Raw genomic sequence first — 23,775 nt, 5'->3', positions numbered from 1 at the left:
CGTCGCGCTCACCGGAACGTCTTTCTCGGATCGAAGGCATCGCGCGTCGCTTCGCCCACGAAGATCAGCAGCGACAGCATCAGCGACATGACGCAGAAGGCCGTCAGCCCCAGCCAGGGCGCCTGCAGGTTGGACTTGCCCTGGGCGATCATCTCGCCGAGCGAGGGCGATCCCGGCGGCATGCCGAAGCCGAGGAAGTCGAGCGAAGTCAGCGTCGTGATCGAGCCAGAGAGGATGAAGGGCAGGAAGGTCAGCGTCGCCACCATCGCGTTCGGCAGGAGGTGGCGATACATGATCGTGCCATTGCCGACGCCGAGCGCGCGTGCCGCGTTGACGTATTCGAAATTGCGAGCCCGCAGGAACTCGGCGCGCACGACACCGACGAAACCGACCCAGGAGAACAAGAGCATGATACCAAGCAGGATGAAGAAGCCTGGCGGCAGGATCGCGGCGATGATCAGGAGAATGTAGAGCACCGGCATCGACGACCAGATCTCGATGAAACGCTGCATCAGGAGGTCGGTCCAGCCGCCGAAATAACCCTGGATGGCGCCGGCGGTGACACCGATCACCGCCGAGGCGATGGTGAGCGTCAGGCCGAAGAGCACCGATATGCGGAAGCCATAGATCATGCGCGCAAAGACGTCGCGGGCCTGGTCATCGGTGCCGAGCCAATTGAGGTTTCCGACGATGCAGTTCCGGTCGTTGGTCTTGTCAGGGTAGGCGGAGCAGCGCTCTTCCTTGTCCATCAGCCAGAACGGCTTGGTCGGCGCCGAATGCGGGATGTTGGAATTGACCGTCTGGTAGGAATAGCGCACCGGCGGCCAGATCATCCAGCCATTGGCCTCGATCTCGTCGCGGATGAAGTCGGAGCGATAGTCGGTCTCGGCCAGGAAGCCGCCGAACTTTTCCTCCGGATAGTCGATGACGACAGGGAACAAAAGCTCGCCCTTGTAGGAGGCGATGATCGGCTTGTCGTTGGCGATCAGTTCACCGACCAGGCTGAGCCCGAACAGCGCCAGGAACAGCCAAAGCGACCAGTAGCCGCGTCGGTTCGCCTTGAAATTCTGCCAGCGGCGCTGGTTGACCGGTGACAACCAGCCACGCGGCGCCACAGCGGTCGGGGACGTTGCGAGGCTTGCCATCAGACGTCCCTCCGCTCGAAATCGATGCGCGGATCGACCCAGGTGTAGATGAGGTCCGACAGCAGGCTGACGAGCAGGCCCATCAGCGAGAAGATGAAGAGCGTGGCAAAGACGATCGGATAGTCGCGCTTGACGACCGAATCATAGCCGAGCCGGCCGAGGCCATCGAGCGAGAAGATGTATTCGATCAAAAGCGAGCCGGTGAAGAAGGCCGAGATGAAGGCGCCGGGGAAGCCGGCGATGATGATCAGCATGGCGTTGCGGAAGACGTGGCCATAGAGCACCTGGCCGTCGGTCAGGCCCTTGGCCCGTGCCGTCGTTACATACTGCTTCTTGATTTCGTCGATGAAGGAATTCTTGGTGAGCAGCGTCGTCGTCGCAAAGGCCGAGAGCAGCAGCGTGATCAGCGGCAGCGTCATGTGCCAGATGTAGTCGAGGATCTTCTGCCACCAGGGCAAATCCCAGAAATTGTCGGAGACGATACCACGCAGCGGGAACCAGTCGAAGAACGAGCCGCCGGCAAAGACGACGATCAGCAGGATGCCGAAGAGGAAGCTCGGCACGGCGTAGCCGATGACGATGATGCCCGAGGTCCAGACGTCGAAGGCCGAACCGTCGGATACGGCCTTCTTGATGCCGAGCGGGATGGAGATCGCGTAGGAGAATAGAAGGATCCACAGCCCGAGCGAGATCGAGACCGGCATCTTCTCCTTGATCAGATCGATCACCGAGGTGTTGCGGAAGAAGCTCTCGCCGAAATCGAAGCGGAGATAGTTCCACATCATGGTAGCGAAGCGTTCGAGCGGCGGCTTGTCGAAGCCGAACTGCTTTTCGAGCTTGGCGATGAACTCCGGGTCAAGCCCTTGAGCGCCGCGATAGCGCCCGCCTTCGTCGCCGCCGGCCTGCATCAGGTCGCCGCTGCTGCCCGACAGGCGATCGGAGCCGCCGGCATTGGTCAGGTCCGAGATCACCTGCTCGACCGGGCCGCCGGGCGCGAATTGCACCACGATGAAGGAGATCGCCATGATCCCGAAGATCGTCGGGATCATCAAAAGCAGGCGGCGCAGGATGTAGGCACCCATCAGGCGGGCCTTTCGATCGACGTGTGGGCGGTGGCCCGGACCGGCGAAGCGTCGGCAAGCCGTCTATGGTGTCTCAATCCCTGTGTCTCCTTGCGGCTGTCAGGCCCGGATCGGGGCTTGTTTCAGTGATTCGTTTTTTTGCATTTGGAATCGAGACGCCATTCGAGTGCAAGGACTTCATTTGGGGGAGGCGTTTTTCGACCACCACGCGTCCGGAAAGCCTATTCCGTAGTAGGGCAGTTCCTGCGGACGGGCGAGCTGGTTCCAGTAAGCCACGCGAACCGAGCGCGAGTAGAACAGCGGAACCACGAAGTGATGGGCGAGAAGAACGCGATCGAGGGCCCGTGTTGTTGCCACCAGTTCGTCGCGGTTGGGCGCGAAGATGATCCTGCGGATGAGTTCGTCGATCGCCGGATCGGATATGCCGGCATAGTTTCTCGATCCCTGCTGATTGACCGAAGCCGAACCCCAGTAGTCGATCTGCTCGTTGCCGGGTACCAGTGTTTGCGCCCATATGCCGTAGATCATGTCATAGTCGAAGCTTCGGACGCGGTTGGTGTATTGCGAGTCGTCGACGGTGCGGATGCGGGCATCGATGCCGATCTTCTTCACACTGTTGATGAAGGGGGTAACCGTGCGCTCAAAGGACGGGTTGGACAAAAGCAATTCGAAACTGAAGGGCTCGCCGGTCTTGACGTTGACCAGGCGGTTGCCCTTGAGTTCATAACCCGCCTCCTTGAACAGCGCGAGCGCCTTGCGCAGGTTGTCGCGCACCTTCTGCGGGTCGCCGTTGACCGGGTTGGTATAGGGCGCGGTGAAGACTTCGGCCGGAACTTTGTCCTTCAGTTCCTCCAGAATGGCCTTCTCGCGTCCTTCCGGCAAAGCCTTGGAGGCAAGCTCGGTGCCCCAGAAATAGCTGTCGACACGCTGGAAGGCGTTGTAGGCGAGGTTGCGGTTCAGGTCCTCGAAGTCGAAGGCGTAGTTCAGCGCCTCGCGCACGCGCTGATCCTTGAATTTGTCGCGGCGCATGTTCGGCACGAAGGCTTGCATGATGCCGGCTGCGCGCAGCGGATTCTCGATCTCCTCGCGGACCACACGGCCATCCTTCATCGCCGGAAAGTCATAGGCGGTCGCCCAGTGACTGGCGCTGTTGTCCTGGTAGAAATCGACGTTGCCGGCGCGGAAGGCTTCGAACTGCACGTTCCTGTCGCTGAAGAAGGCATAGCTGATCACGCCGAAATTATATTGCCCGACATTGACGTTGAGGCTCTTGCCCCAATAGTCGTCCCTGCGTTCGAAGCGGATCGAGCCGCCGGCCTGGAACGACGCAATCTTGTAGGGGCCTGAGCCCATCACCGGCTCCAGCGTCGTGCGGCTGATGTCGCGCTTGTTGCCCTTCTCGTCCTCGCCTTCCCACCAGTGTTTCGGCACGATGGGGAACTGGCCGAGGATGTTCGGCATTTCGTGGTTGTTCTTCTCGTCGAAGCGGAAGGTGACGTCGCGGTCGCCAGTCTTTTCCGCCGAAACCACGTGGCGGTAGTAGTTGGACAGAAGCGGATTGTGTTCCTTCACTTTTTCGAACGAAAAAACCACGTCCTCCGGCGTCACAGGCTTTCCGTCAGCCCACTTGGCCTCGGCGCGCAGGCGAAACGTCGCGGAGGAAATATCGTCGGGATAGGAAACGCCCTCGGCCAGCAGCCCATAGGCGGTTGTGATCTCGTCCTCGGCCGATTTCATCAACGTATCGAAGACGAGCGAGGTTACGCCGCTCGCCGCCTCGCCCTTGGAGAGAATTGGATTGAAGGTATCGAATGTACCGCTCTCCGACAGGCGCAGCTCTCCACCCTTGGGAGCGTCAGGATTGACGTAGTCGAAGCGCGCAAAATCGGGCTTGTATTTCAGTTCACCGATTGACGATGTTCCGTAGCGCCAGACGGGCTGTTCTTGGGCATTGCCTGCAGGAGGGAGGAGAAGAAACGCCGCTGTCAGTAGCGAGGCAGCGAGGCCAGGTTTCACGGTCCTGCAGAAGTTTGGCATCCAGCCGGTACCCCTTATATTTCAATCTTCTTTTGCGAGAGCATAGGCGAAATCAGGGCAAATGACAGGCACTGCCGCAAATCAGGCCAAATTTTTGAGTCACATCCCGGTGATTCACAAGCGTGTAGCGCGTAAGGCTGAGGCAAAGACGGGGCCTTAGGATCGGGGTTCGCCGGAGAGGCATGCCGCACATCGGCGCCGCTCGCCGCGAGACAAACGGGACGAAATTCAATGATTGCTCCATTTCGACGTTGCGGCTCGGCGTTTCTTGCGCTGCTGCTCGGAACAAGCCTCCTGATCGCCGACAACGCCGCGGCGGACGAAACGCCGGCCAAGGCGCTTTTCGGCGCCAAGGCCCTGCCTGCCGAGATGGCGGCAAATTCCTACGGCTTCTATGCGAAGGGATGCCTAGCCGGCGGTGTCGCCATCCCGACCGACGGGCCGACCTGGCAGGCAATGCGGCTGTCGCGCAACCGCCGCTGGGGCCATCCGCAGATGATCGCGCTGATCGAGCAGTTTTCCCACGACGCCGCCGACAAGGTCGGCTGGCCGGGCCTGTTGCTCGGCGATATCTCGCAGCCGCGCGGCGGGCCGATGCTGTCGGGCCACGCCTCGCACCAGATCGGGCTCGATGCCGATATCTGGCTGACGCCGATGCCGCAACGCACGCTTACCTATCGCGAGCGCGAGGACATCTCCGCCACCTCGATGTTGCAGAAGAACAAATTCCTGACGGTCGACCGTTCGATCTGGACGCCGAAGCACGCGCAGCTGATCATGTTGGCGGCGAGCTACCCGCAGGTGGAGCGCGTCTTCGTCAATCCGGCGATCAAGAAGAAGCTTTGCGATACCTGGACGGGCGACCGCACGAATCTTGGCAAGGTCCGGCCGATCTACGGCCACGATTATCACTTCCACATCCGCATCAAGTGCCCCGCCGGCGCTTCGACCTGCAAGGATCAGGCGGAAGTGCCGGCGGGCGACGGCTGCGACAAGTCGCTGGCCTGGTGGTTCACCGACGAGCCATGGGCGAAGCCGACCAAGAAGCCGGACGCAAAGCCCGTCAAGCCGAAGGTGACGACACTTGCCGACTTGCCGAAGGCCTGCGCTCTGGTCCTGAACGGCCCGGCGCCGGCCTCGGAAGCGGCCGCCACTTTTGGCACGGCCTACCGGGCTGCCGCGCCGGCTGCAGCGAACGATAGCATCGAGCAGGTGATCGGTGCGTCCGGTGATGTCCCGCCGGCCGATATCCCCGTACCAATGGCGCGTCCGACGCTGCAGTAGGATTAAGGACACACGGGCGGGGCGGGGAGGCATCAGCCTTCCCATTCCCGTGGCGCTCATGTATAGGGCAATCAAATCGATTTAAATATTGATGCGAGGCGCGGCATGGCGGATCGGAAATGTGTTGCGCTGATCGCGCATGATCAGAAGAAGGACGATCTTGCGGACTTTGCCAAGGCGCACGAGACGGTTCTGGCTGACTGGCGGATCGTCGCCACCGGCACGACCGGCGGTCGCGTCCTCGACGTCTGCCCAAGCCTCGATATCACCCGGCTGAAAAGCGGCCCCCTCGGCGGTGACCAGCAGATCGGCGCGATGATCGCCACCGGCGAAGTGCAACTGTTAATCTTCTTCGTCGATCCGCTGACCGCCATGCCGCACGATGTCGACGTCAAGGCGCTGATGCGCCTCGCCATCGTCTACGACATTCCGATGGCGCTCAATCGTGCAACGGCCGAGCAGTTGATCGACCTGAACCCCAGATGATGCGGGCTCCCGGCGGGCGGATTCTACTGAAATCCTCCCGCACTTTTCCTCATCCCGTTCTGTCTGATAGACAGTTCAGCAACCCAAGATGACGATCAGGATGGATCTTGCGATGTCCGGTACCAGTGAACACAGCTTTCCTTTTCCGATCCTGATCGGCGACATCGGCGGCACCAATGCGCGCTTCGCCCTGCTCATCGACGCTTTTGCCGACCCGAAGCAGCTGCCGCCGATCAAGACCGGTGATTTCGAGACGATCGAGGAGGCGCTGCAGAAGAGCATTCTCGACAAGACCTCGGTGCAGCCGCGCTCGGCGATCCTGGCGGTCGCTGGTCCGATTCGGGGCGACGAAATTCCGTTGACCAACGCCGGCTGGGTGATCCGGCCGAAGGACATGCTTTCGAGCCTCGGCCTCGAAGACGTGCTCATCATCAACGACTTCGAGGCGCAGGCGCTTGCCGTCGCCGCTCCGGCGGATGAGGATCTGGTGCAGATCGGCGGCGGCAGCATCCGGCCGATGACCTCCCGCGTCGTGCTGGGTCCGGGAACTGGCCTTGGCGTCGGCGGTCTGGTCTTTGCCCAGCACACCTGGTTCCCGGTGCCGGGCGAAGGCGGACATGTCGATATCGGTCCGCGCACTGAGCGCGACTTCCAGATCTGGCCCTTTCTCGACCCGATCGAAGGCCGCATGGCCGGCGAGCAGATCCTCTGCGGCCGCGGCATCATGAACCTTTACCGCGCCGTCTGCGCCGCCGATGGCGTTGACCCGGTTCTGACGGACCCCGCGGAAGTAACGACGCACGCGCTGGCTGAGAGCGACAGGGCGGCGATCGAGACCATCTCGCTGTTTTCGACCTATCTCGGGCGGGTCGCCGGCGACATGGCGCTGATCTTCATGGCCCGTGGCGGCGTTTTCCTGGCGGGCGGCATCTCGCAGAAGATCCTGCCGGCGCTCTTGAAGTCGCCCTTCCGTGCTGCCTTCGAGGACAAGGCGCCGCACTCGGCGCTGATGCGGACGATCCCCACCTTTGCCGTCATTCACCCGATGGCGGCGCTCTCCGGTTTGGCCGCTTTTGCCCGCACGCCGAGGGATTTCGGTGTGGCAACGGAAGGACGCCGCTGGAGAAGCTGAGCCCGCTGCGCGCGCAAAGACTCGCCAAAGCGATATCAAACCACTATAGAGCGCCGGGAAAGATCGGGCCGGATGCCGGCTCTCCAGATTGGTTCCAGGGAAGACGGGCTTTTTGAGCGCCAGCAAGAAAAAACAGCACGCGGTCGACTCCGATACGATCAGCGGAATCCTCAAGCGGGTGATTGCCGAAAACGGTCGTGACCACATTCGCGGCTATGTTTTCGCCATCAGTTGCCTGGCCGTGGTCGCCGCGACGACCGGCTTTACCGCCTCGATCATGGAAACCGTGATCAACGAGGCCTTCGCCAACAAGCGGGCGGACATCGTTCTGCTCGTCTGCGGCGCAATCCTTGCCGCCTTCGTGCTGCGCGGCTTTGCCACCTATGGCCAGGCCGTCGCGCTTTCGAAGATCGGCAACAACATCGTCGCGCGCTACCAGCGCCGCCTTTATGCCCATCTGATGGCGCTCAGCGTCGGCTATTTCAACGAGACCCGCTCGGCGCAGCTCGCAGCCCAGATCAGCCAGAATGTCAGCGGCATTCGCGACGTGCTCAATCTGACCGTTACCTCGATCGCGCGCGACCTGCTGACGCTGATCGGCCTGGTCGGTGTCATGTTCGCCAAGGACTGGCTGCTGTCGATCATCGTCTTTGTCGCAGCGCCTCCTCTGCTCCTGGGCCTGCGCTATGTGTCCAAGCGCTTGCGCTCGGCCACGCGCGAGGCGATCGAGGTCAACAGCCGTGTTCTCGGCGCGATGCAGGAGACCATTCAGGGCATCACCATCGTCAAGGCCTTCACCATGGAGGGCGAGCTGCGCGGCAAAGTCGAGACGATCATCGACCGGGCCGAAAACCGCGCCAACCGCATTGCGCGGCTGAGCGAGCGCACCGCGCCGATGACCGAAACCTTCGCGGGTCTGGCGATTTCGGCCGTGCTTGCCTATTCGGCTTTCCGCGCCATCTACGCCGACGTGCCGCCCGGTGCATTCTTCGCCTTCGTCGTCGCCCTGCTCATGGCCTATGATCCGGCCCGCCGCCTGGCGCGTCTTCAGGTCTCGCTCGAACGCGCCGCCGTCAACGCCCGTATGGTCTACGAGATCCTCGACACCGTGCCGCACCAGCGCGACAAGGCCGATGCCAGGGAACTGGCGTTTACGAATGCCGCTGTCGAACTGCGTGACGTACGCTTCCGCTATCCCAATGGCGACGAGGTGCTGAAGGGCGTCAGCTTCGTGGCCGAGGGCGGCAAGACGACCGCGCTGGTCGGCCCTTCGGGTGCCGGCAAGTCGACGGTCATCAGCCTCATTCCACGGTTCTACGATCCGGCATCCGGCCAGATCCTTATCGACGGGCAGGACATCGCCGACGTCACCAAGCAGTCGCTGCGCAAGGGCATCGCCTATGTGTCGCAGCAGCCCTATCTCTTCGAAGGCTCGATCCGCGACAACATCCGCTACGGCCGCATCGACGCGACGGATGCCGAGGTGGAGGACGCCGCACGGCTTGCCTACGCCCATGAGTTCATCCTTGCGCAGCCGCAGGGCTACGATACGCCGGTCGGCGAGAACGGCATGACGCTGTCGGGCGGCCAGCGCCAGCGTCTGTCGATCGCACGTGCGCTTGTGCGCAACGCCCCGATCCTTCTGCTCGACGAGGCTACCTCCGCGCTGGATACCGAATCGGAAGCCGCCGTGCAGAAGGCGCTCGACCACGCGATGGATGGCCGCACGGTGATCGTGATCGCACATCGACTTTCGACCGTCGTCAACGCCGACAAGATCATCGTCATGAAGGATGGCTCCGTCGTCGAGGAAGGCACCCATGTCGATCTTGCACGGCGGCCGGACGGTCTCTACGCTCGCCTCCACAATCTCCAGGGCCAGTCTTCGGAAGAGCAGTCGCCTGAAGGCGAGGCGCCCGAAGCGCCGGCCGACGCCGAAATTCACTAGCGGACAAGAAGGAAATCACCGATGGGCGCAAACGATATGAAGCTCGTGGTGGTGGGTGCGGCCGGCCGTATGGGTCAGACGCTGATCAGGACGGTTCACGCGATGGATGGCGTGCGGCTGCATGCGGCCGTCGAGCGCTCCGGTTCTCCCTTCATCGGCCGCGATGCGGGCGAGCTCTCCGGCCTCGGCCCGATCGGCGTGCCGGTGACCGACCAGCCGCTCGAAGCCTTCGTCGAAGCAGAAGGCGTCCTTGATTTCACGGCGCCGGCTGGCACCGTCGAGTTTGCCGGGCTCGCCGCCCAGGCCCGCATCGTCCATGTGATCGGCACCACCGGCTGCTCGTCCGACGACGAGGCGAAGATCCGCGCTGCCGCCCGCCACGCCCGTATCGTCAAGTCGGGCAATATGAGCCTCGGCGTCAACCTGCTCGGTGTGTTGACGGAGAAGGCGGCGCGGGCGCTGGGTTCGACCGACTGGGACATCGAAATCCTCGAAATGCACCACAAGCACAAGGTAGATGCGCCCTCGGGCACGGCCCTGCTTCTCGGCGCGGCGGCGGCGAAGGGGCGCGATATCGCCCTTGCCGACCACTCCGTACGCGTGCGTGACGGTCATACGGGTCCGCGTCCGGCTGGCACGATCGGTTTTGCGACGCTGCGCGGCGGCTCGGTCATCGGCGAACACTCGGTCATTCTTGCCGGCGAAGGCGAGCAGGTGACGCTCTCGCACAGCGCCACGGACCGTTCGATCTTCGCGCGCGGCGCCGTCACCGCTGCACTCTGGGCCCGCGGCCAGAAACCCGGCTTCTATTCGATGCTCGACGTTCTCGGGCTCAACTGACCTTTCCACTCTCAAGTCTCAAGGGGAATTCGACATGAGCGGTACTCTCGTCCTCGTCCGGCATGGCCAGAGCGACTGGAACCTGAAGAACCTGTTCACCGGCTGGCGTGATCCGGACCTGACGGAACTCGGCGTCGAGGAAGCCAAGGCCGGCGGCAAGGCGCTTGCCGACTACGGCATCAAGTTCGACATCGCGTTCACTTCGGATCTCATCCGCGCCCAGCGCACGTGCCAGTTCGTGCTCGACGCCGTCGGCCAGTCCTCGCTCGAAACGATCCGCGACCAGGCGCTGAACGAACGCGACTACGGCGACCTGTCGGGCCTTAACAAGGATGACGCCCGCGAGAAGTGGGGCGAAGAGCAGGTGCATATCTGGCGCCGCTCCTACGACATTCCGCCTCCGGGCGGCGAGAGCCTGCGCGACACCGGCGCACGCGTCTGGCCCTATTACCTGACCGAGATCCTGCCGCGCGTGCTGTCGGGCCAGAAGGTCCTGGTCGCTGCACACGGCAACTCGCTGCGCTCGCTGGTCATGGTGCTCGATCGCCTGAGCAAGGAACAGATCCTGAAGCTCAACCTCGCGACCGGCGTGCCGATGGTCTACAAGCTCAACGCCAATTCGACCGTCGCTTCCAAGGAAGTGCTCGGCGACATGTCCGGCGCCCACTGAGCGCTGACAGACGGAGAATGAAAAAAAGGGGCGCTTGGCGCCCCTTTTTGCGTCTGTGATGATGCTGGGAAGCCTGTAATCAGATCGTGCCGTCGGCCGCCTTGCCGGCTTCCCAGCCGAGGATGGCGCGTTTGCGCGTCAGGCCCCAGTGATAGCCGGTGAGATCGCCGCTTTTGCCAAGCGCGCGGTGGCACGGAACCACGAACGAGATCGGGTTGCGCCCGACCGCAGCACCCACAGCGCGCGATGCCGTCGGCTGGCCGATGTTGCCGGCGATGTTCGAATAGGTGGTGGCGCAGCCGAGCGGGATCTTGAGCAGCGCCTGCCAGACCCGGATCTGGAAGTCGGAGCCGATGAGGAAGATGCGCAGCGGCTCGTCCTGCCGCCAGCGCGAAGGATCGAAGATGCGCGCGGCGTATTGGGACGTCGCCGCGCTGTCCTCGATGTAGCGGGCGTTCGGCCAGCGTTGCGCCATGTCCTCGAAGCTTGCCTGCTCGCCGCCGGCATCGTTGAAGGCAAGGCCGGCGAGGCCGCGCTCGGTGATCATCACCAGCGCCGTGCCGAAGGGCGAGGGGTGATAGCCGAAGCGGATTGTCAGCCCTTCGCCGCGCGCCTTCCATTCGCCCGGCGACATCGCCTCGTGGGTGACGAACAGGTCGTGCAGCCGGCTCGGTCCTGACAGGCCCACTTCGATGCTGGTTTCCAGCAGCGGCATGTCTTCCTGGCGCAGCAGGCGCTTGGCGTGGTCGAGCGTGACGGCCTGCAGGAAGGCCTTCGGCGAAAGCCCGGCCCAGCGGGTGAAGACCTTTTGGAGCTGCGTCGGCGACTGCTTCAGGCGCTGTGCCACGGATTCGAGCGACGGCTGGTCGCGATAGTCCTCGGTGAGCATTTCGATCACGCGGCTGACCGTATCATAGTCGGTGCCTTTCGGCGTGATGTCGGTGGGTACGGATGTCGCAATGTTCATGGCTCTTCTCCTGTCTTGTCACAGGTAACCATTTGCTGGCCCCGTCAACCACCCGAAACTTGAAAACATGCGATCGGCGGGATGCCGCCACAAGCGCCAGGCGTCAGCGGCGGCGAACGGTCGCAAGCGCGCCCGAGAGCGCCAGCGCAAAAGTCTCGCGGTCGTCGCGGTTGAGGAACGAGCCGATATCGGTTCGGCGGCCACCGCCGCTGATCGTCATCGAGACGATGCCGATCTCCTGATGCCGGGCGACATTCAAGCGCGCCCAGAACGGATTGAAACGATGCTCGCTGATCTGGCCCGAGGGCGTGAACTTGCGCACCGAAACGTCCGTCCTGCTAACGCGGACCTCTTCGCGGCTGAGCCCCGAGCGATTGTTCAGCCAGAAGGCGCCGAACAGCAGCAGGTAGTCGAGCCCGAAAAAGAACACCACCGGCCAGGCGCCGATGATGAGGAAGACGAGGCCGTGAACGAGGCTCAGGAGCCCGGCGATCAGGAAGAACATTTTGAAGCCGCGGCGCCCGAGCGAGCGATAGGGCGTGAGCTCGGCGGTGAAGACCGGAGCGTCCTCAGATGGGGTGGTGGCGTTGCCATGGATCATGACCTTTGACTATAGATGCATCATGAAAAACGTGAAGCCAAAATTGCCCGTGGGTGTTGCAAAACCGAAGGCGAGCCGCCGCGCCACGCCGCGGGTGAGGAGCCTCTATAGCCAGGACGAGCTCAAGGAGATCTTCCGTCGCTTCTCGATCCAGCGGCCGGAGCCGAAGGGCGAACTCGAGCACGTCAATCCCTTCACGCTGGTCGTCGCCGTGGCGCTCTCGGCGCAGGCGACCGATGCCGGCGTCAACAAGGCGACGCGTGCGCTCTTTGCCATCGCCGATACGCCGGAAAAGATGCTGGCGCTCGGCGAAGAAAAAGTCCGGGACCACATCAAGACCATCGGCCTCTATCGCAACAAGGCGAAGAACGTCATCGCGCTGAGCGAAAAGTTGATCCGCGACTTCGGCGGCGAGGTGCCGCGCACACGCGAAGAGCTGGTGACTCTGCCGGGCGTCGGGCGCAAGACCGCCAATGTCGTGCTCTCCATGGCCTTCGGCCAGTCGACGATCGCCGTCGACACCCACATCCTGCGCATCGCCAACAGGATCTGTCTGGCGCCGGGCAAGACCCCGGACGAGGTGGAAGACAAGCTGATAAAGATCATCCCCGACGAGTATCTTTACCACGCCCATCACTGGCTGATCTTGCACGGGCGCTACTGCTGCAAGGCGCGCAAGCCTGAATGCGAGCGCTGTGTCATCGCCGATATCTGCAAGTCGCCGGAAAAGACCTGCGACATCCCGGCGTCGCTCGTCGAACTGCCGCCGCAGATGATCTCCGCCGCAAGCTGACGCCTGCCGTAAACGCTGATCCTTACGGCGACACCATCCGGTCGATCAGCGTGCCGATCGTTTCCGCATAGACCTCGCTCGACGCGCCATCGGCAATGTCGAGCGCCGCGCGATCGAAGGCAGCTGAAAGCAGCGAAGCCATGGCCGACAGCCTTTCGGCAGAAACGGTGGCCGGAGCCATTGCCTCGGCAATCCCTTCCTCGAGCGTTCTCTGCGCGTTGGCCACGTCGATCGCCATCATCTCCCGCTTGCCGAGGACGGCAGGCCCATCGAGCAAGAGCAGGCGGATACGCCCCGGCTCGCGCATGGCGTCGAAATAGGCATGGGCGCCGACCTTCAGTGCCTGGCGGGCCGAAAGGTCGCCTGACGTCGCCTGCTCGATCGACGTCGCCACAGCAATTGCTTCCCGTTCCGCCACCGCGCGAAACAACGCCTTCTTGTCTTCGAAGTGGTGATAGAGCGCGCCGCGGGTCAGGCCGGCGGCCGCGACGATGTCCGGCGTCGACGTGTCGGCGTAGCCCCTGGTGACGAAGAGGCCGCGGGCGGCATCGAGGATCGCGGCGCGCGTCGTGTCGGAGCGCTCGCGATTGGAGCGTCGGGAGATTTCCTGTTGCATACATGCAGCCTGTATGTTAATTAAAGAAACATACAGATTGTATGATATTGCCGGAGCGAGGAAAAGCCATGAAATCGACGAGCTATTACCCGGTCATCATGACGGCCGACGTTGCCGCCACCGCCGCATTCTATGTCGATCACTTCCGTTTCCAGGCGCTCTTCACCAGCGACTGGTATGTGCATCTTCAATCGGTCGAGGACGAGCATGTGACGTTGGCCGTGCTCGACTACCGCCACGAGACGATCCCCGAGGAGGCGCGTGCGCCGACGCGCGGTCTGCTTTTGAACTTCGAGGTCGAGAATCCGGATGCGATCTATGCGCAGGCGCTTGCTGCCGGCCTGCCGATCCTCAAAACCTTGCGCGACGAGGATTTCGGCCAGCGCCATTTCATCACTGCCGACCCGAATGGCGTGCTGATCGATATCATCAAGCCCATTCCGCCGAGCGCCGAATTCGCCGCCGCCTATGAGGAAAGCGCGCTTCCTACGGCGTGAAGCCGCCTGCACGCGTCTTTTGTCTTCCAAATGGCCGGAAAACCGGTATTAACGAACACCGGCCATCACGGAGACCGGACGAGGTTCATGACAAAATACGACGTGCTGACGATCGGCAACGCCATCGTTGATATCATCGCGCGCTGCGACGATGCTTTTCTCAATGAAAACGGCATCATAAAGGGCGCCATGAACCTCATCGATGCCGAGCGAGCCGAGTTGCTGTACTCGCGCATGGGCCCGGCGGTCGAAGCCTCCGGCGGCAGCGCCGGCAATACGGCTGCGGGCGTTGCCAGCCTCGGCGGCCGCGCTGCCTATTTCGGCAAGACCGCAAGCGACCAACTCGGCGAGATCTTCGCCCACGACATCCGTGCCCAGGGCGTCTATTTCCAAACGAAGCCGCTCGAAACCGTGCCGCCGACGGCGCGCTCGATGATCTTCGTCACCGAGGACGGCGAACGGTCGATGAATACCTATCTCGGCGCCTGCGTCGAGCTTGGCCCCGAGGACGTCGAAGCCGACGTCGTCGCTGAGGCCAAGGTCACCTATTTCGAAGGTTATCTCTGGGATCCGCCGCGCGCTAAGGATGCTATCCGCGAAACCGCACGGATCGCCCACGCGAATGGCCGCGAGACCGCGATCACGCTGTCGGACAGCTTCTGCGTTCACCGCTATCGCGACGAGTTCCTGGAACTGATGCGCTCCGGCACGGTCGACATCGTCTTTGCCAACAAGCAGGAGGCGCTGGCGCTCTACGAGACCGAGGATTTCGATCTGGCGCTGGAGAAGCTCTCGAAGGATTGCAAGCTTGCGGCGGTAACGCTCAGCGAAGAGGGTTCGGTTGTCGTGCGCGGCGACGAACGCGTTCGGGTCAGCGCAACGCCGATCGCCCAGGTTGTCGATACGACCGGCGCCGGCGACCTCTATGCCGCCGGCTTCCTTCACGGCTACACGACCGGGCGCTCGCTCGAAGACTGCAGCAAGCTCGGCAATCTCGCGGCCGGCATCGTCATCGGCCAGATCGGGCCGCGGCCGATGGTCTCGCTGGAAACGGCCGCCAAACAGGCTGGTCTCGCCTGATCCGACCGAATTGATTTTTGGTTAAAGACGGGCGCGGCCTTACTTGAAGGCCTCGCCCGGATAGGCGCCCCAGATTTCGCCTTGGGCGATCCAGCCTTCGACGCCTTGCGCTTCGGCATGGCACCAGTCGCCATTGCACTCGCCGACTTTCACGATGACACCGGGCTCCATGCGGGCGACGATCGGGGAATTGCCCTGCGCGTCGCGGCGCATGTTGACGAAGACGCCTTCGCCCTTGCCGCGCATCCAGGGGGCTGCAACGGCTGTGCGGTCGCCGGAAAGCAGCGCCTGGTTCACCCAGCCTTCGGTGCCGTCGGCGTCGCGGATGCGGCGCCAGTTGTCGTATTCCTGAATGATCTCGACCGGCACGCCCGGCTTCATGTAGCGGAAGGCGACCGCGTAATCGACGCTCGGGCCGATCCGCAGATTGACGCTCTTGGACTTCAGGCTGACGAAGCGCGGCAGCGGCAGCCCGCTGGCGCCCTTGGCGGCCTGAGCGTAAGCCGCTGACGTCATGATCGCGGCGCCAAGGCAGGCGGCGATCAACGAGAGCGAGAATCTGGAAATGACGTGACGCATGACGAAGCCCATTTTCCGTGGCACTAGCTTTTGCAGGCGCAGTTCACTTGAGGCCCGTGGGTCGGGCGGAAATCGCGGGGACGACGACGCGAGTTTTGTTTGTCTTCCCGGTGGGGTCTGGTAGAAATTGCGGCTACAGGGAGAAAGTATCGCCCAACTTGGTTAAGGACCCGTCAACAAGGCCCGTCGCAGCAATGACAAGCAAGAAGAAGCCCACGGTCTACATCACCCGCAAATTGCCTGACATCGTCGAGACGCGCATGCGCGAGCTCTTCGATGCGGAGCTGAACATCGACGACACGCCGCGCAGCCAGCCGGAACTCGTTGCCGCGGTGAAACGCGCCGACGTGCTGGTGCCGACGGTGACCGATCGCATCGATGCGGCGCTGATCGAGCAGGCCGGCCCGCAGCTGAAGCTGATCGCAAGCTTTTCCAACGGCGTCGACAACATCGATGTCGATGCTGCGGCCCGCAAGGGTATCACCGTGACCAACACGCCGAACGTGTTGACCGAAGACACCGCGGACATGGCGATGGCGCTGATCCTCGCCGTGCCGCGCCGGCTTGCCGAAGGTGCGCAGATCCTGACCGATCGCAAAGGCGAATGGGCTGGCTGGTCGCCGACCTGGATGCTCGGCCGGCGCATTGCCGGCAAGCGCATCGGCATCGTCGGCATGGGCCGGATCGGCACCGCTGTCGCCCGCCGCGCCAAGGCCTTCGGCCTTTCGATCCACTACCACAACCGCCACCGGGTGAAGGCGGAAACCGAAGAGATGCTGGAGGCGACCTATTGGGACAGCCTCGACCAGATGCTTGCCCGCGTCGATATCGTCTCGGTCAACTGCCCGTCGACGCCGGCGACCTACCACCTGCTCTCGGCACGGCGATTGGCGCTGATGCGACCGGACAGCTACATCGTCAACACCGCCCGCGGCGGCATCATCGACGAGACGGCGCTGATCAAGTCGCTGCGCGAAGGCAAGATCGCTGGCGCCGGCCTCGACGTCTTCGAGAACGAACCGGCCGTCAATCCGAAGCTGATCAAGCTTGCCGGTGAGGGCAAGGTCGTGCTTCTGCCGCATATGAGCTCGGCGACGCTTGAGGGCCGCATCGACATGGGCGAGAAGGTGGTGATCAACATCCGCACCTTCTTCGATGGCCACCGACCACCGGACCGCGTGCTTCCCGGCCGCGACTGAACGCGAAACGCCGTGCGGCCGTCCATCCGGTTCGCTCAAGCCCGGAAGCTAAAGTGTCTTGCGCATCTCGATCGCCGTCGGCCGGGTAAAACCGGGATGGCACATCGTGCCGCTCTGGACGAAACCCCAGGCGGCAAAGGCGCGGTGATTGTCGATGAGTTCGATGCGGGTGAGAAGCCTCAGCGCCGGCAGCTTCAGCGCACGCGCCGTCGCCTCCGCTTCGGCGAGCAGCAGCCGACCGATACCCTTTCCTTGCGTCTCAGGCGCGACGGCAAGCTTGCCGATATAGAGGCAATCGTCCTCCGGTTTGCAGAAGATGCAGCCGACGAGCCTTTCGCCGTCGCGGACGCCGAAGGCGATCTCGTCAACGATCTTCTGCCGGAGCAACTCGATGTTCAATGCATGCGCCGACGACGGCGGGTCGATCCGCCCGTCCATGTAGGAGAAGGCGCCAAGGATCAGCGCCAGCAGTTCCTCGTAGCGGTCGAATGCTTCGTCGATGTGAAAGATCTGCACCATGGTCGGCCTATGCTCTGCGGCGATAGCGGATGGTGTTGAACTGTGCCGTCAGCGCGTCATACATCAGCAGCCGTCCGACCAGCGGCTCGCCGAAGCCGGCGATCACCTTGATTGCCTCCATCGCCTGCAAGGTGCCGATGACGCCAGTCAGCGCGCCGACGATGCCGGCCTCCGCGCAGGAGGGCACGACACCGGCCGGCGGCGGCTCGGGAAAGAGATCGCGATAGGAGGGGTTCGGCCGTCCATCGGCGCCGGCGCTGTAGGGCATCAGCACCGTCAGCGATCCGTCGAAGCGGCCGACGGCGCCGGTCACCAGCGGAATGCCGACCGCTGCCGCCGTATCGGCGGCGAGATAGCGCGTATCGAAATTGTCCGAGCCGTCGATCACCAGGTCATATTGGCGGAAAAGCGCCTCGGCATTGTCGGGGTTGAGCCTGAGCCTGTGTTCGTCGACGCCGACGTGCGGGTTGAGGGCGGTGATCGCCTCGGCGGCCCGCTCGACCTTGGCGCGGTCGATGTCTTCCGTGCGGTGGATGATCTGCCGCTGCAGGTTGGAAAGCGCGACCGCATCGTCGTCGACGATGCCGATCCGGCCGATGCCGGCGGCGGCAAGATAGACGAGCACTGGAGCGCCGAGCCCGCCGGCCCCGATCACCAGAACACGGGCCGCCTTCAGCCTTTGTTGCCCGGCACCCCCGATCTCCGGCAGCACGATATGGCGGGCGTAGCGGGTGATCTCCGATTGGTCGAGCTTGTTCTCACCGGTCATGGCAAAATCCTCCTCGGTGACCTCTGCTTATCCCGTAACACTGCCGTGCGAAACCGTCAGAAAGCGGCCGCGTTCGCCCAGCGCCTCGAACATCGCTTGGTCCGTCCCGGTCATGAAGGCCTGGCCGCCAAGGCCGTCGACGAGATCGAACAGAGCGGCGCGCCGGTTGACGTCGAGATGGGCGGCGATCTCGTCGAGCAGCAGGATCGGCGCGTGGCCGGTCATGTCGCCGACGAGGCGCGCATGCGCCAGCACCAGGCCGACGAGCAGCGCCTTCTGCTCCCCGGTCGAGCAGCGTGCAGCCTCCATGTCCTTCTCGCGGTGACGCACGAGCAGGTCGCTCCGGTGCGGCCCGTCGAGCGTGCGCCCCGCCGCGGCGTCGCGCGGACGCCCATCACGCAGCATCGTCAGATATTGTTCTTCCAGATCAAAGGCCGGACGATGGCCCTCGTCGTCGAGAAAGCCCGACAATGCCAGGCGTGCCGAGGGAAAGACGTTTTCATCGACAGTGCGCTCGACCAGCGCCGTCAACAGACCGAGCATTTCCTGCCGCGCCAGCGCCATGGAGACGCCGAGACCAGCCATTTCCTTTTCGATCGCCGTCAGCCAGGAAGGGTCCGGGCGGAATTCACCGAGCAGCCGGTTGCGGCTGCGCATCGCCCGGTCGAATTCGCTGGCGCGACGGCCGTGCTCCGGATCGAGCGACAGTACAAGACGATCGAGGAAACGCCGCCGGTCGGCCGAAGGCCCGGTAAAGAGCCCATCCATCGATGGCGTCAGCCAGAGGACGCGCAGGTGATCGGTCAGTTCGTCGACGGTCGCTGCCGGTGTTCCATTCAGCCGCAGCCGCCGGGATTGCCCTTCCGTGACGCCGGCAGTCCCGGTGCCGATCTCGACGGTTCCCTCCATGCCCTCGACTTCCGCAAAGACCGAGAACCCGTCGCCGGCACCGACCCGGGTCACGTCCGCATAGGCTGCGCGCCTGAGGCCGCGGCCGGGCGAAAGGAAAGAGACCGCTTCCATGAGGTTGGTCTTGCCGGCGCCGTTCTCCCCCGTCAGCACCACATGGCGCTGATCGAGCTCAAGCGAGAGGGCCGCATAGTTGCGGAACTCCGTAAGCTTCAGGCGGTTGAGAAAGACCTTGTTTGGCATCGGCAGTCCGGATTCGACGTTGGGCGCAGCTAGGACGAAAGCGCCTGCCAAGGCAAGGCGAAATGGGACGCGTCGCCATATCGTGCAAGATAGGCCGATATCGACAGGGGAAAGGCGACAAACCCCTTTGATTCGGTGCTTTTCATAAAGGACCTAGTGAAATATGACAGCCGCATGACAATCCACAGATGGATATACGTGTGATGCTGGCCTGGTTCCGCAAACTTCTTCCCCGCGAGGATCGCTTCTTCGACCTCTTCGCAAAACATTCGCGCACCGTCGTCGGTGCTGCCGATGCGCTCGACAAGGTTCTCGCTGGCGGCGACGATCTGGAAAAACACTGCGACCGGATCGTCGCGCTCGAGGATGAGGCGGACCACATCACCGCCGAGGTGCTGCTGGCCGTGCGCCGGTCCTTTATCACGCCCTTCGACCGCGGCGACATCAAGGATCTGATCCAGTCGATGGATGATGCCATCGACATGATGCACAAGACCGTCAAGACGATCCGCCTTTACGAACAGAAGAGCTTCGATCCCGGCATGCGCGAAATGGGCACCACGGTCGTCAAGGCCGCGCACCTGATCGCCGAGGCCATTCCGCTGCTCGATAGGATCGGCGCCAATCACGACCGCCTGATCGCGATCGCCGAAGAGGTCACCCGCATCGAGGGCCGTTCCGACGAACTGCACGAACAGGGCCTCAAGGACCTGTTCCGCCGCCACGGCGCCAGCAATCCGATGGCCTACATCATCGGCAGCGAGATCTATGGCGAGCTCGAAAAGGTCGTCGACCGCTTCGAGGACGTCGCCAATGAAATCAGCGGCATCGTGATCGAGAACGTCTGATGGATGCGACGCTCGCCTTTCCGTTGCTCGTCGGGCTGATCGGCATCGCGCTGTTCTTCGACTTCCTGAACGGTCTGCACGACGCCGCCAACTCGATCGCGACGATCGTCTCGACACGGGTGCTCCGGCCGCAATATGCCGTCATGTGGGCGGCCTTCTTCAACTTCATCGCCTTCCTGTTCTTCGGCCTGCACGTGGCCGAGACGCTGGGCAAGGGCATCATCGATCCCGGCATCGTCACGCCGCTGGTGATTTTCTCGGCGCTGATCGGCGCGATCGTCTGGAACATCGTCACCTGGCTCTTCGGCATCCCGTCGAGTTCGTCGCACGCGCTGATCGGCGGCCTCGTCGGCGCCGGTCTTGCGAGCACCGGTTTCAGTTCGATCGTCTGGACCGGCCTTTTGAAGACCGTGGGCGCCATCTTCATGTCGCCGGCGATCGGCTTTTTCCTGGCGCTCATGCTGGTGCTGATCGTTTCGTGGATCTTCGTGCGCCAGACGCCCTTTGCCGTCGACCGCACCTTCCGCGTCATGCAGTTCGTCTCGGCCTCGCTCTATTCGCTCGGCCATGGCGGCAACGACGCGCAGAAGACCATGGGCATCATCGCGGTGCTGCTCTACTCGCAAGGCTATCTCGGCTCGGAGTTCTATGTGCCGTTCTGGGTGGTGATCACCTGCCAGGCGGCGATCGCGCTCGGCACGCTGTTCGGCGGTTGGCGCATCGTCCACACCATGGGCTCGAAGATTACCAGGCTCAATCCGATGCAGGGCTTCTGCGCCGAGACCGGCGGAGCGATCACGCTCTTTGCCGCCACCTGGCTCGGCATCCCGGTCTCGACGACGCACACCATCACCGGAGCGATCATCGGCGTTGGTGCTGCGCGTCGCGTTTCGGCCGTGCGCTGGGGGCTTGCCGGCAATATCGTCATTGCCTGGTTCATCACCATGCCCGCCGCAGCGGCGATTTCGGCGCTCGCCTACTTCACCATCGATCTGCTGTTCTGATCGATCAGGAAATCGTCTCCCGCCCTCATAAGCAGGCGGGAGGCGCCCGTCATTTCGAGACCCGAGGCGCAGGGCTGCTCTGCCCACCCTGGTGCAAGGTCAGGCTTTCGGCACGGTCGCCTTTGAGCGTGAAGCTGATCTGGGCATCGATGAGCTTCGTAAAGAAGCGGTGCTCGGCCTCCGGAAGGATTCCGAGCCGGTCCTGCCCGGTCGCCTGGGCAAACAGACTATCGCCATCCCGAAAGATCGTGAGTTCGAAGTCGGGCGCCAGCCTGTAGGTGCCGACATAGGCATCATAGCGCGCCGGGTCGATCACTATGGCAGTGCGCTTGACGATCGGCGGCGCAAGCGGCGCGTTGCGATTGAGCAGATGGCGGCCGATGTCGTCGACGCCGACGTCGGTCGACGCATTCGACAGGGCGACCACGCCGACACCCGTCGACGGACGGTAGCCGACGAAGGATCTATAGCCGCCGGTTCCCCCATTGTGCCAGATGAACTGCTCGTCGCCCTTGCCCGAGACGACCCAGCCGAGCGCCTGCTGGTCGCCATCGCCGTTGCCGAGCGGTTGTCGGATCGACAGCAGCGTGCTGAAGGCGGGAGCGAGCGGCGATGCCGTCTTTCCCATGGCCGCCTCAAGGAAAAGCAGGAGATCGTCCACGGTCGAGCGCAGGGCGCCTGCACCCTGCAGCGCGTCGAGATCCCAATCGCTCACCGGCTCCATGGCCGCATCGTGGCCCGTTGCCCGGCGTTCGGCCCAGTCGGGCTGCTGCGTGATCGCCGTGTCCTTCATGCCGAGGGGAACGGCAATACGGCTGACGACGAGGTCTTCATAGGAGACCCCGGCCTTCAAGGCGATCGCGTGGCCGAGAAGCCCGGCGCCGAGATTGGAGTATTCATGCTCGACGCCGGGGCGGCGCTGCGGCTTGTGACTGGAGAGGAAAGCATAGAGCTTCGCCGCGTCGTAGCCGGCATAGGGATTGCTCATGTCGGCCGGCACCAGATTGCTGGGCAATCGCGGCAGGCCGGACATGTGCGTTGCGAGGTCGCCGAGCGTGATCGGCGTCTGCTTGTCCTCGGGCATGATCACGCTCTCGGGAAGAAGCGTGGCGACGGGTGTGCCAAGGCTGAGTGCGCCTTTCTCCATCGCATCGGCCAGCAGCAGCGCGGTAAAGACCTTGGTGACCGAGCCGATCTCGAACACGGTCTGCCCGTCGACGGGGCGCGGGTCGCCTTTGGCCGGATGGCCGTGCGCGATGATGCGCCGGCCATTGGCATCGATGATACCGACGACGATGCCGATCGACTGCTGCTGCTTGTCGATCCGGTCGGCCAGGATCTCCTGAATTTCTGCGTCGGTGGGAGCGGGAAGCGGACTTGCGTGAGCGTTGGTGCCAAGCGCCATGAGGACGATCCAGTTCAGAAAGCGGTTCCGCATGAAAGATAGGAATCCAATTTTCGGTTGTCAGGGGATGCGCTGATGATGCCAGCCGGTTTCGGTCAAGCCTTGGTCAAGACTTGATCGGCGATCGGCGCGATACCGTCGCCCGCAACGATTGTGCCGGGATTGCGGAGCCGTCACGGATCCCAATAGGGCGGATCGCCGAAGGCTTCCTTCAGGTGCTGGGCGATGGCTCTGAGCTTGGTGGAGGCGCGCCGGCCCTCTGGATGCGCCATGTAGATGAACTCCGGCTCCGGGCTGAGCCCGACGTCGATCTCGTTCAGTTGCCCCTCGCGCACGGCCGGACCGGCGATGAAGGCGGGCAACAGCGCGATGCCGAGCCCGGCGACGGCGGCATCGTGCAACATGTCGCCATTGTTCATGCCAAGCGCCAGGCGCGCCCGTACGACTGTCGCACCGCCAGGTCCTTCGAAGCGCCAGTCGGCAGCACCCCGGTTGGTGTAGAAGATGCCGCGATGGCCCTCGAGTTCGGCGAGCGACGCGGGCGTGCCGTGCCGGTCGAGATAGTCGGGCGCGGCGACCAGCAGGCGCCGGCTTCTCGCAAGTTTCCACACGACCAGCCGCGAGTCGGCGATCGCGCCATGGCGCACGATCGCGTCGTAGCCTTCGGAGGCGGCATCGACCCGTCGGTCGTCGAGGTCAAGCGTCAGCTCGATCTCCGGGTGTTGGGCCAGGAACGGATAGAGCGCCGGGCCGAGATGCCTTCGGCCGAAGCTGACGGGGGCCGCGATCCGAAGCGGTCCCGTCAGCAGCCCGCGGCGTTCGGCAAGATCGCTGGCGGCCGCCTGCACTTCGCTGACAATCCGGATGGCGCGCTCGCGAAACGCGATGCCATCCTCGGTGAGCGTCAGCTTGCGTGTGGTGCGGTGGAGAAGCGTGGCGTTGAGCCCGCGCTCCAGTTCTGCCACTCTTTCGCTGACGACGGATTTCGACAGCCGCAGGCGACGTGCCGCCTCGCTGATCGAGCCGGCTTCGGCCACGGCGACAAAGGCAGCTATTCCTTCGATCTTCATCATCGTTCGGCTTTTCCGAATTCGAGTTCCACGATTGGGAGACTAATCCGAA

At 63.3% G+C, this 23,775-nt stretch carries 24 protein-coding genes; 12 read left to right on the top strand and 12 right to left on the bottom strand.

What is annotated here, in order from left to right; translation table 11 throughout:
- Positions 1-8: 8 nt before the first annotated feature.
- The 3 genes from ASE71_RS33700 to ASE71_RS33690 all read right to left on the bottom strand — a co-directional run bounded on the left by ASE71_RS33700 (position 9) and on the right by ASE71_RS33690 (position 4,264).
- Entirely contained in the window at positions 9-1,145 is a 1,137-nt protein-coding gene (locus ASE71_RS33700; RefSeq protein WP_034805015.1) for an ABC transporter permease, read from the bottom strand.
- A complete protein-coding gene (locus ASE71_RS33695) occupies positions 1,145-2,227 on the bottom strand; it encodes a microcin C ABC transporter permease YejB (RefSeq protein ID WP_034805012.1) in 1,083 nt (360 codons plus the stop codon). Before ASE71_RS33695 ends, ASE71_RS33700 begins: the two co-directional genes overlap by 1 nt.
- Positions 2,228-2,404: 177 nt before the next feature.
- Complete coding sequence (locus ASE71_RS33690; protein ID WP_060519429.1) at positions 2,405-4,264, bottom strand: extracellular solute-binding protein; 1,860 nt, start codon at positions 4,262-4,264, stop codon at positions 2,405-2,407.
- Positions 4,265-4,495: 231 nt separating this feature from the next.
- On the opposite strand from ASE71_RS33690, the gene mepA reads away from it, so the two are divergent.
- From mepA to ASE71_RS33660, 6 genes are all read left to right on the top strand, one after another.
- Positions 4,496-5,548 (top strand): penicillin-insensitive murein endopeptidase, encoded by a 1,053-nt coding sequence (mepA, locus tag ASE71_RS33685; protein ID WP_034805006.1) that lies wholly within the window; start codon positions 4,496-4,498, stop codon positions 5,546-5,548.
- Between the two features lie 105 nt (positions 5,549-5,653).
- Positions 5,654-6,034: a methylglyoxal synthase gene (locus ASE71_RS33680; RefSeq protein WP_034805003.1), complete on the top strand. Its 381-nt coding sequence runs from the start codon at positions 5,654-5,656 to the stop codon at positions 6,032-6,034.
- A gap of 112 nt (positions 6,035-6,146) precedes the next feature.
- On the top strand, positions 6,147-7,166 hold the full coding sequence (locus ASE71_RS33675; RefSeq protein ID WP_060519850.1) for a glucokinase: 1,020 nt from the start codon (positions 6,147-6,149) through the stop codon (positions 7,164-7,166).
- A 112-nt stretch (positions 7,167-7,278) separates the two neighbouring features.
- Positions 7,279-9,114, top strand: a complete 1,836-nt coding sequence (locus tag ASE71_RS33670; protein ID WP_060519431.1) for an ABC transporter ATP-binding protein — start codon at positions 7,279-7,281, stop codon at positions 9,112-9,114.
- Between the two features lie 21 nt (positions 9,115-9,135).
- Positions 9,136-9,954, top strand: coding sequence for a 4-hydroxy-tetrahydrodipicolinate reductase (dapB, locus tag ASE71_RS33665; protein ID WP_060519433.1), 819 nt, complete (start codon positions 9,136-9,138; stop codon positions 9,952-9,954).
- Positions 9,955-9,988: 34 nt separating this feature from the next.
- Positions 9,989-10,624, top strand: coding sequence for a 2,3-bisphosphoglycerate-dependent phosphoglycerate mutase (locus ASE71_RS33660; protein ID WP_060519435.1), 636 nt, complete (start codon positions 9,989-9,991; stop codon positions 10,622-10,624).
- Positions 10,625-10,703: 79 nt separating this feature from the next.
- Here the strand turns inward: ASE71_RS33660 and ASE71_RS33655 are convergent, their stop codons facing one another.
- The gene (locus tag ASE71_RS33655) at positions 10,704-11,591 is read right to left on the bottom strand and encodes a methylated-DNA--[protein]-cysteine S-methyltransferase (protein WP_034804968.1); all 888 of its coding nucleotides are present in this window, start codon (positions 11,589-11,591) and stop codon (positions 10,704-10,706) included.
- Between the two features lie 103 nt (positions 11,592-11,694).
- A complete protein-coding gene (locus ASE71_RS33650) occupies positions 11,695-12,192 on the bottom strand; it encodes a DUF2244 domain-containing protein (RefSeq protein ID WP_034804964.1) in 498 nt (165 codons plus the stop codon).
- Positions 12,193-12,214: 22 nt separating this feature from the next.
- On the opposite strand from ASE71_RS33650, the gene nth reads away from it, so the two are divergent.
- A complete protein-coding gene (gene nth / locus ASE71_RS33645; protein WP_060519852.1) occupies positions 12,215-12,985 on the top strand; it encodes an endonuclease III in 771 nt (256 codons plus the stop codon).
- A gap of 22 nt (positions 12,986-13,007) precedes the next feature.
- Here the strand turns inward: nth and ASE71_RS33640 are convergent, their stop codons facing one another.
- A complete protein-coding gene (locus ASE71_RS33640) occupies positions 13,008-13,601 on the bottom strand; it encodes a TetR/AcrR family transcriptional regulator (RefSeq protein WP_060519437.1) in 594 nt (197 codons plus the stop codon).
- Between the two features lie 68 nt (positions 13,602-13,669).
- On the opposite strand from ASE71_RS33640, the gene ASE71_RS33635 reads away from it, so the two are divergent.
- Together ASE71_RS33635 and ASE71_RS33630 are read left to right on the top strand one after the other, a co-directional pair.
- Positions 13,670-14,098, top strand: coding sequence for a VOC family protein (locus ASE71_RS33635; RefSeq protein ID WP_060519439.1), 429 nt, complete (start codon positions 13,670-13,672; stop codon positions 14,096-14,098).
- Positions 14,099-14,185: 87 nt separating this feature from the next.
- Positions 14,186-15,178 carry an adenosine kinase gene (locus ASE71_RS33630; protein ID WP_060519440.1) on the top strand — a complete coding sequence of 331 codons (993 nt, stop codon included), beginning with the start codon at positions 14,186-14,188 and terminating at the stop codon, positions 15,176-15,178.
- 39 nt (positions 15,179-15,217) lie between these two features.
- Here the strand turns inward: ASE71_RS33630 and ASE71_RS33625 are convergent, their stop codons facing one another.
- The gene (locus ASE71_RS33625; RefSeq protein WP_034804952.1) at positions 15,218-15,769 is read right to left on the bottom strand and encodes an SH3 domain-containing protein; all 552 of its coding nucleotides are present in this window, start codon (positions 15,767-15,769) and stop codon (positions 15,218-15,220) included.
- Between the two features lie 182 nt (positions 15,770-15,951).
- Between ASE71_RS33625 and ASE71_RS33620 the strand changes: the two genes are divergently transcribed.
- A complete protein-coding gene (locus tag ASE71_RS33620; RefSeq protein ID WP_034804939.1) occupies positions 15,952-16,956 on the top strand; it encodes a 2-hydroxyacid dehydrogenase in 1,005 nt (334 codons plus the stop codon).
- 48 nt (positions 16,957-17,004) lie between these two features.
- Here ASE71_RS33620 and ASE71_RS33615 read toward each other — a convergent pair whose 3' ends face one another.
- Genes ASE71_RS33615 through recF form a run of 3 tightly spaced genes read right to left on the bottom strand, consistent with a single transcriptional unit; the run spans position 17,005 to position 19,396 of the window.
- Positions 17,005-17,475 carry a GNAT family N-acetyltransferase gene (locus ASE71_RS33615; RefSeq protein WP_412523713.1) on the bottom strand — a complete coding sequence of 157 codons (471 nt, stop codon included), beginning with the start codon at positions 17,473-17,475 and terminating at the stop codon, positions 17,005-17,007.
- A 7-nt stretch (positions 17,476-17,482) separates the two neighbouring features.
- On the bottom strand, positions 17,483-18,244 hold the full coding sequence (locus ASE71_RS33610; RefSeq protein ID WP_034804936.1) for a molybdopterin-synthase adenylyltransferase MoeB: 762 nt from the start codon (positions 18,242-18,244) through the stop codon (positions 17,483-17,485).
- A 27-nt stretch (positions 18,245-18,271) separates the two neighbouring features.
- Positions 18,272-19,396 carry a DNA replication/repair protein RecF gene (recF, locus tag ASE71_RS33605; protein WP_060519442.1) on the bottom strand — a complete coding sequence of 375 codons (1,125 nt, stop codon included), beginning with the start codon at positions 19,394-19,396 and terminating at the stop codon, positions 18,272-18,274.
- A 203-nt stretch (positions 19,397-19,599) separates the two neighbouring features.
- Here recF and ASE71_RS33600 point away from each other — a divergent pair, with 203 nt between their 5' ends.
- Together ASE71_RS33600 and ASE71_RS33595 are read left to right on the top strand one after the other, a co-directional pair.
- Positions 19,600-20,244: a DUF47 domain-containing protein gene (locus tag ASE71_RS33600; RefSeq protein ID WP_043622835.1), complete on the top strand. Its 645-nt coding sequence runs from the start codon at positions 19,600-19,602 to the stop codon at positions 20,242-20,244.
- Positions 20,244-21,248: an inorganic phosphate transporter gene (locus ASE71_RS33595; RefSeq protein ID WP_034804933.1), complete on the top strand. Its 1,005-nt coding sequence runs from the start codon at positions 20,244-20,246 to the stop codon at positions 21,246-21,248. The genes ASE71_RS33600 and ASE71_RS33595 overlap by 1 nt, the downstream gene beginning before the upstream one ends.
- A gap of 49 nt (positions 21,249-21,297) precedes the next feature.
- On the opposite strand, the gene ASE71_RS33590 is transcribed toward ASE71_RS33595, so the two are convergent.
- Together ASE71_RS33590 and ASE71_RS33585 are read right to left on the bottom strand one after the other, a co-directional pair.
- Positions 21,298-22,686, bottom strand: a complete 1,389-nt coding sequence (locus ASE71_RS33590; protein ID WP_060519444.1) for a serine hydrolase — start codon at positions 22,684-22,686, stop codon at positions 21,298-21,300.
- Between the two features lie 140 nt (positions 22,687-22,826).
- Positions 22,827-23,726: a LysR family transcriptional regulator gene (locus ASE71_RS33585; RefSeq protein ID WP_034804929.1), complete on the bottom strand. Its 900-nt coding sequence runs from the start codon at positions 23,724-23,726 to the stop codon at positions 22,827-22,829.
- Positions 23,727-23,775: the final 49 nt, after the last annotated feature.

This window comes from Ensifer sp. Root954 (genome assembly GCF_001429005.1).
Lineage (GTDB): Bacteria > Pseudomonadota > Alphaproteobacteria > Rhizobiales > Rhizobiaceae > Ensifer > Ensifer adhaerens.
The sequence above is the reverse complement of the archived record's forward strand: the minus strand, read 5'-3'. Positions and strand labels throughout refer to the sequence as shown.

Excerpts from the sequence above, each read along its gene's own strand:
- ASE71_RS33700 (WP_034805015.1), bottom strand. The coding sequence starts at position 1,145 with ATGGCAAGCCTCGCAACGTCCCCGACCGCTGTGGCGCCGCGTGGCTGG.
- ASE71_RS33695 (WP_034805012.1), bottom strand. The coding sequence starts at position 2,227 with ATGGGTGCCTACATCCTGCGCCGCCTGCTTTTGATGATCCCGACGATC.
- ASE71_RS33690 (WP_060519429.1), bottom strand. The coding sequence starts at position 4,264 with ATGCCAAACTTCTGCAGGACCGTGAAACCTGGCCTCGCTGCCTCGCTA.
- mepA (WP_034805006.1), top strand. The coding sequence starts at position 4,496 with ATGATTGCTCCATTTCGACGTTGCGGCTCGGCGTTTCTTGCGCTGCTG.
- ASE71_RS33680 (WP_034805003.1), top strand. The coding sequence starts at position 5,654 with ATGGCGGATCGGAAATGTGTTGCGCTGATCGCGCATGATCAGAAGAAG.
- ASE71_RS33675 (WP_060519850.1), top strand. The coding sequence starts at position 6,147 with ATGTCCGGTACCAGTGAACACAGCTTTCCTTTTCCGATCCTGATCGGC.
- dapB (WP_060519433.1), top strand. The coding sequence starts at position 9,136 with ATGGGCGCAAACGATATGAAGCTCGTGGTGGTGGGTGCGGCCGGCCGT.
- ASE71_RS33660 (WP_060519435.1), top strand. The coding sequence starts at position 9,989 with ATGAGCGGTACTCTCGTCCTCGTCCGGCATGGCCAGAGCGACTGGAAC.
- ASE71_RS33655 (WP_034804968.1), bottom strand. The coding sequence starts at position 11,591 with ATGAACATTGCGACATCCGTACCCACCGACATCACGCCGAAAGGCACC.
- ASE71_RS33650 (WP_034804964.1), bottom strand. The coding sequence starts at position 12,192 with ATGATCCATGGCAACGCCACCACCCCATCTGAGGACGCTCCGGTCTTC.
- nth (WP_060519852.1), top strand. The coding sequence starts at position 12,215 with ATGAAAAACGTGAAGCCAAAATTGCCCGTGGGTGTTGCAAAACCGAAG.
- ASE71_RS33640 (WP_060519437.1), bottom strand. The coding sequence starts at position 13,601 with ATGCAACAGGAAATCTCCCGACGCTCCAATCGCGAGCGCTCCGACACG.
- ASE71_RS33635 (WP_060519439.1), top strand. The coding sequence starts at position 13,670 with ATGAAATCGACGAGCTATTACCCGGTCATCATGACGGCCGACGTTGCC.
- ASE71_RS33630 (WP_060519440.1), top strand. The coding sequence starts at position 14,186 with ATGACAAAATACGACGTGCTGACGATCGGCAACGCCATCGTTGATATC.
- ASE71_RS33625 (WP_034804952.1), bottom strand. The coding sequence starts at position 15,769 with ATGGGCTTCGTCATGCGTCACGTCATTTCCAGATTCTCGCTCTCGTTG.
- ASE71_RS33620 (WP_034804939.1), top strand. The coding sequence starts at position 15,952 with ATGACAAGCAAGAAGAAGCCCACGGTCTACATCACCCGCAAATTGCCT.
- ASE71_RS33615 (WP_412523713.1), bottom strand. The coding sequence starts at position 17,475 with ATGGTGCAGATCTTTCACATCGACGAAGCATTCGACCGCTACGAGGAA.
- ASE71_RS33610 (WP_034804936.1), bottom strand. The coding sequence starts at position 18,244 with ATGACCGGTGAGAACAAGCTCGACCAATCGGAGATCACCCGCTACGCC.
- recF (WP_060519442.1), bottom strand. The coding sequence starts at position 19,396 with ATGCCAAACAAGGTCTTTCTCAACCGCCTGAAGCTTACGGAGTTCCGC.
- ASE71_RS33600 (WP_043622835.1), top strand. The coding sequence starts at position 19,600 with ATGCTGGCCTGGTTCCGCAAACTTCTTCCCCGCGAGGATCGCTTCTTC.
- ASE71_RS33595 (WP_034804933.1), top strand. The coding sequence starts at position 20,244 with ATGGATGCGACGCTCGCCTTTCCGTTGCTCGTCGGGCTGATCGGCATC.
- ASE71_RS33590 (WP_060519444.1), bottom strand. The coding sequence starts at position 22,686 with ATGCGGAACCGCTTTCTGAACTGGATCGTCCTCATGGCGCTTGGCACC.
- ASE71_RS33585 (WP_034804929.1), bottom strand. The coding sequence starts at position 23,726 with ATGATGAAGATCGAAGGAATAGCTGCCTTTGTCGCCGTGGCCGAAGCC.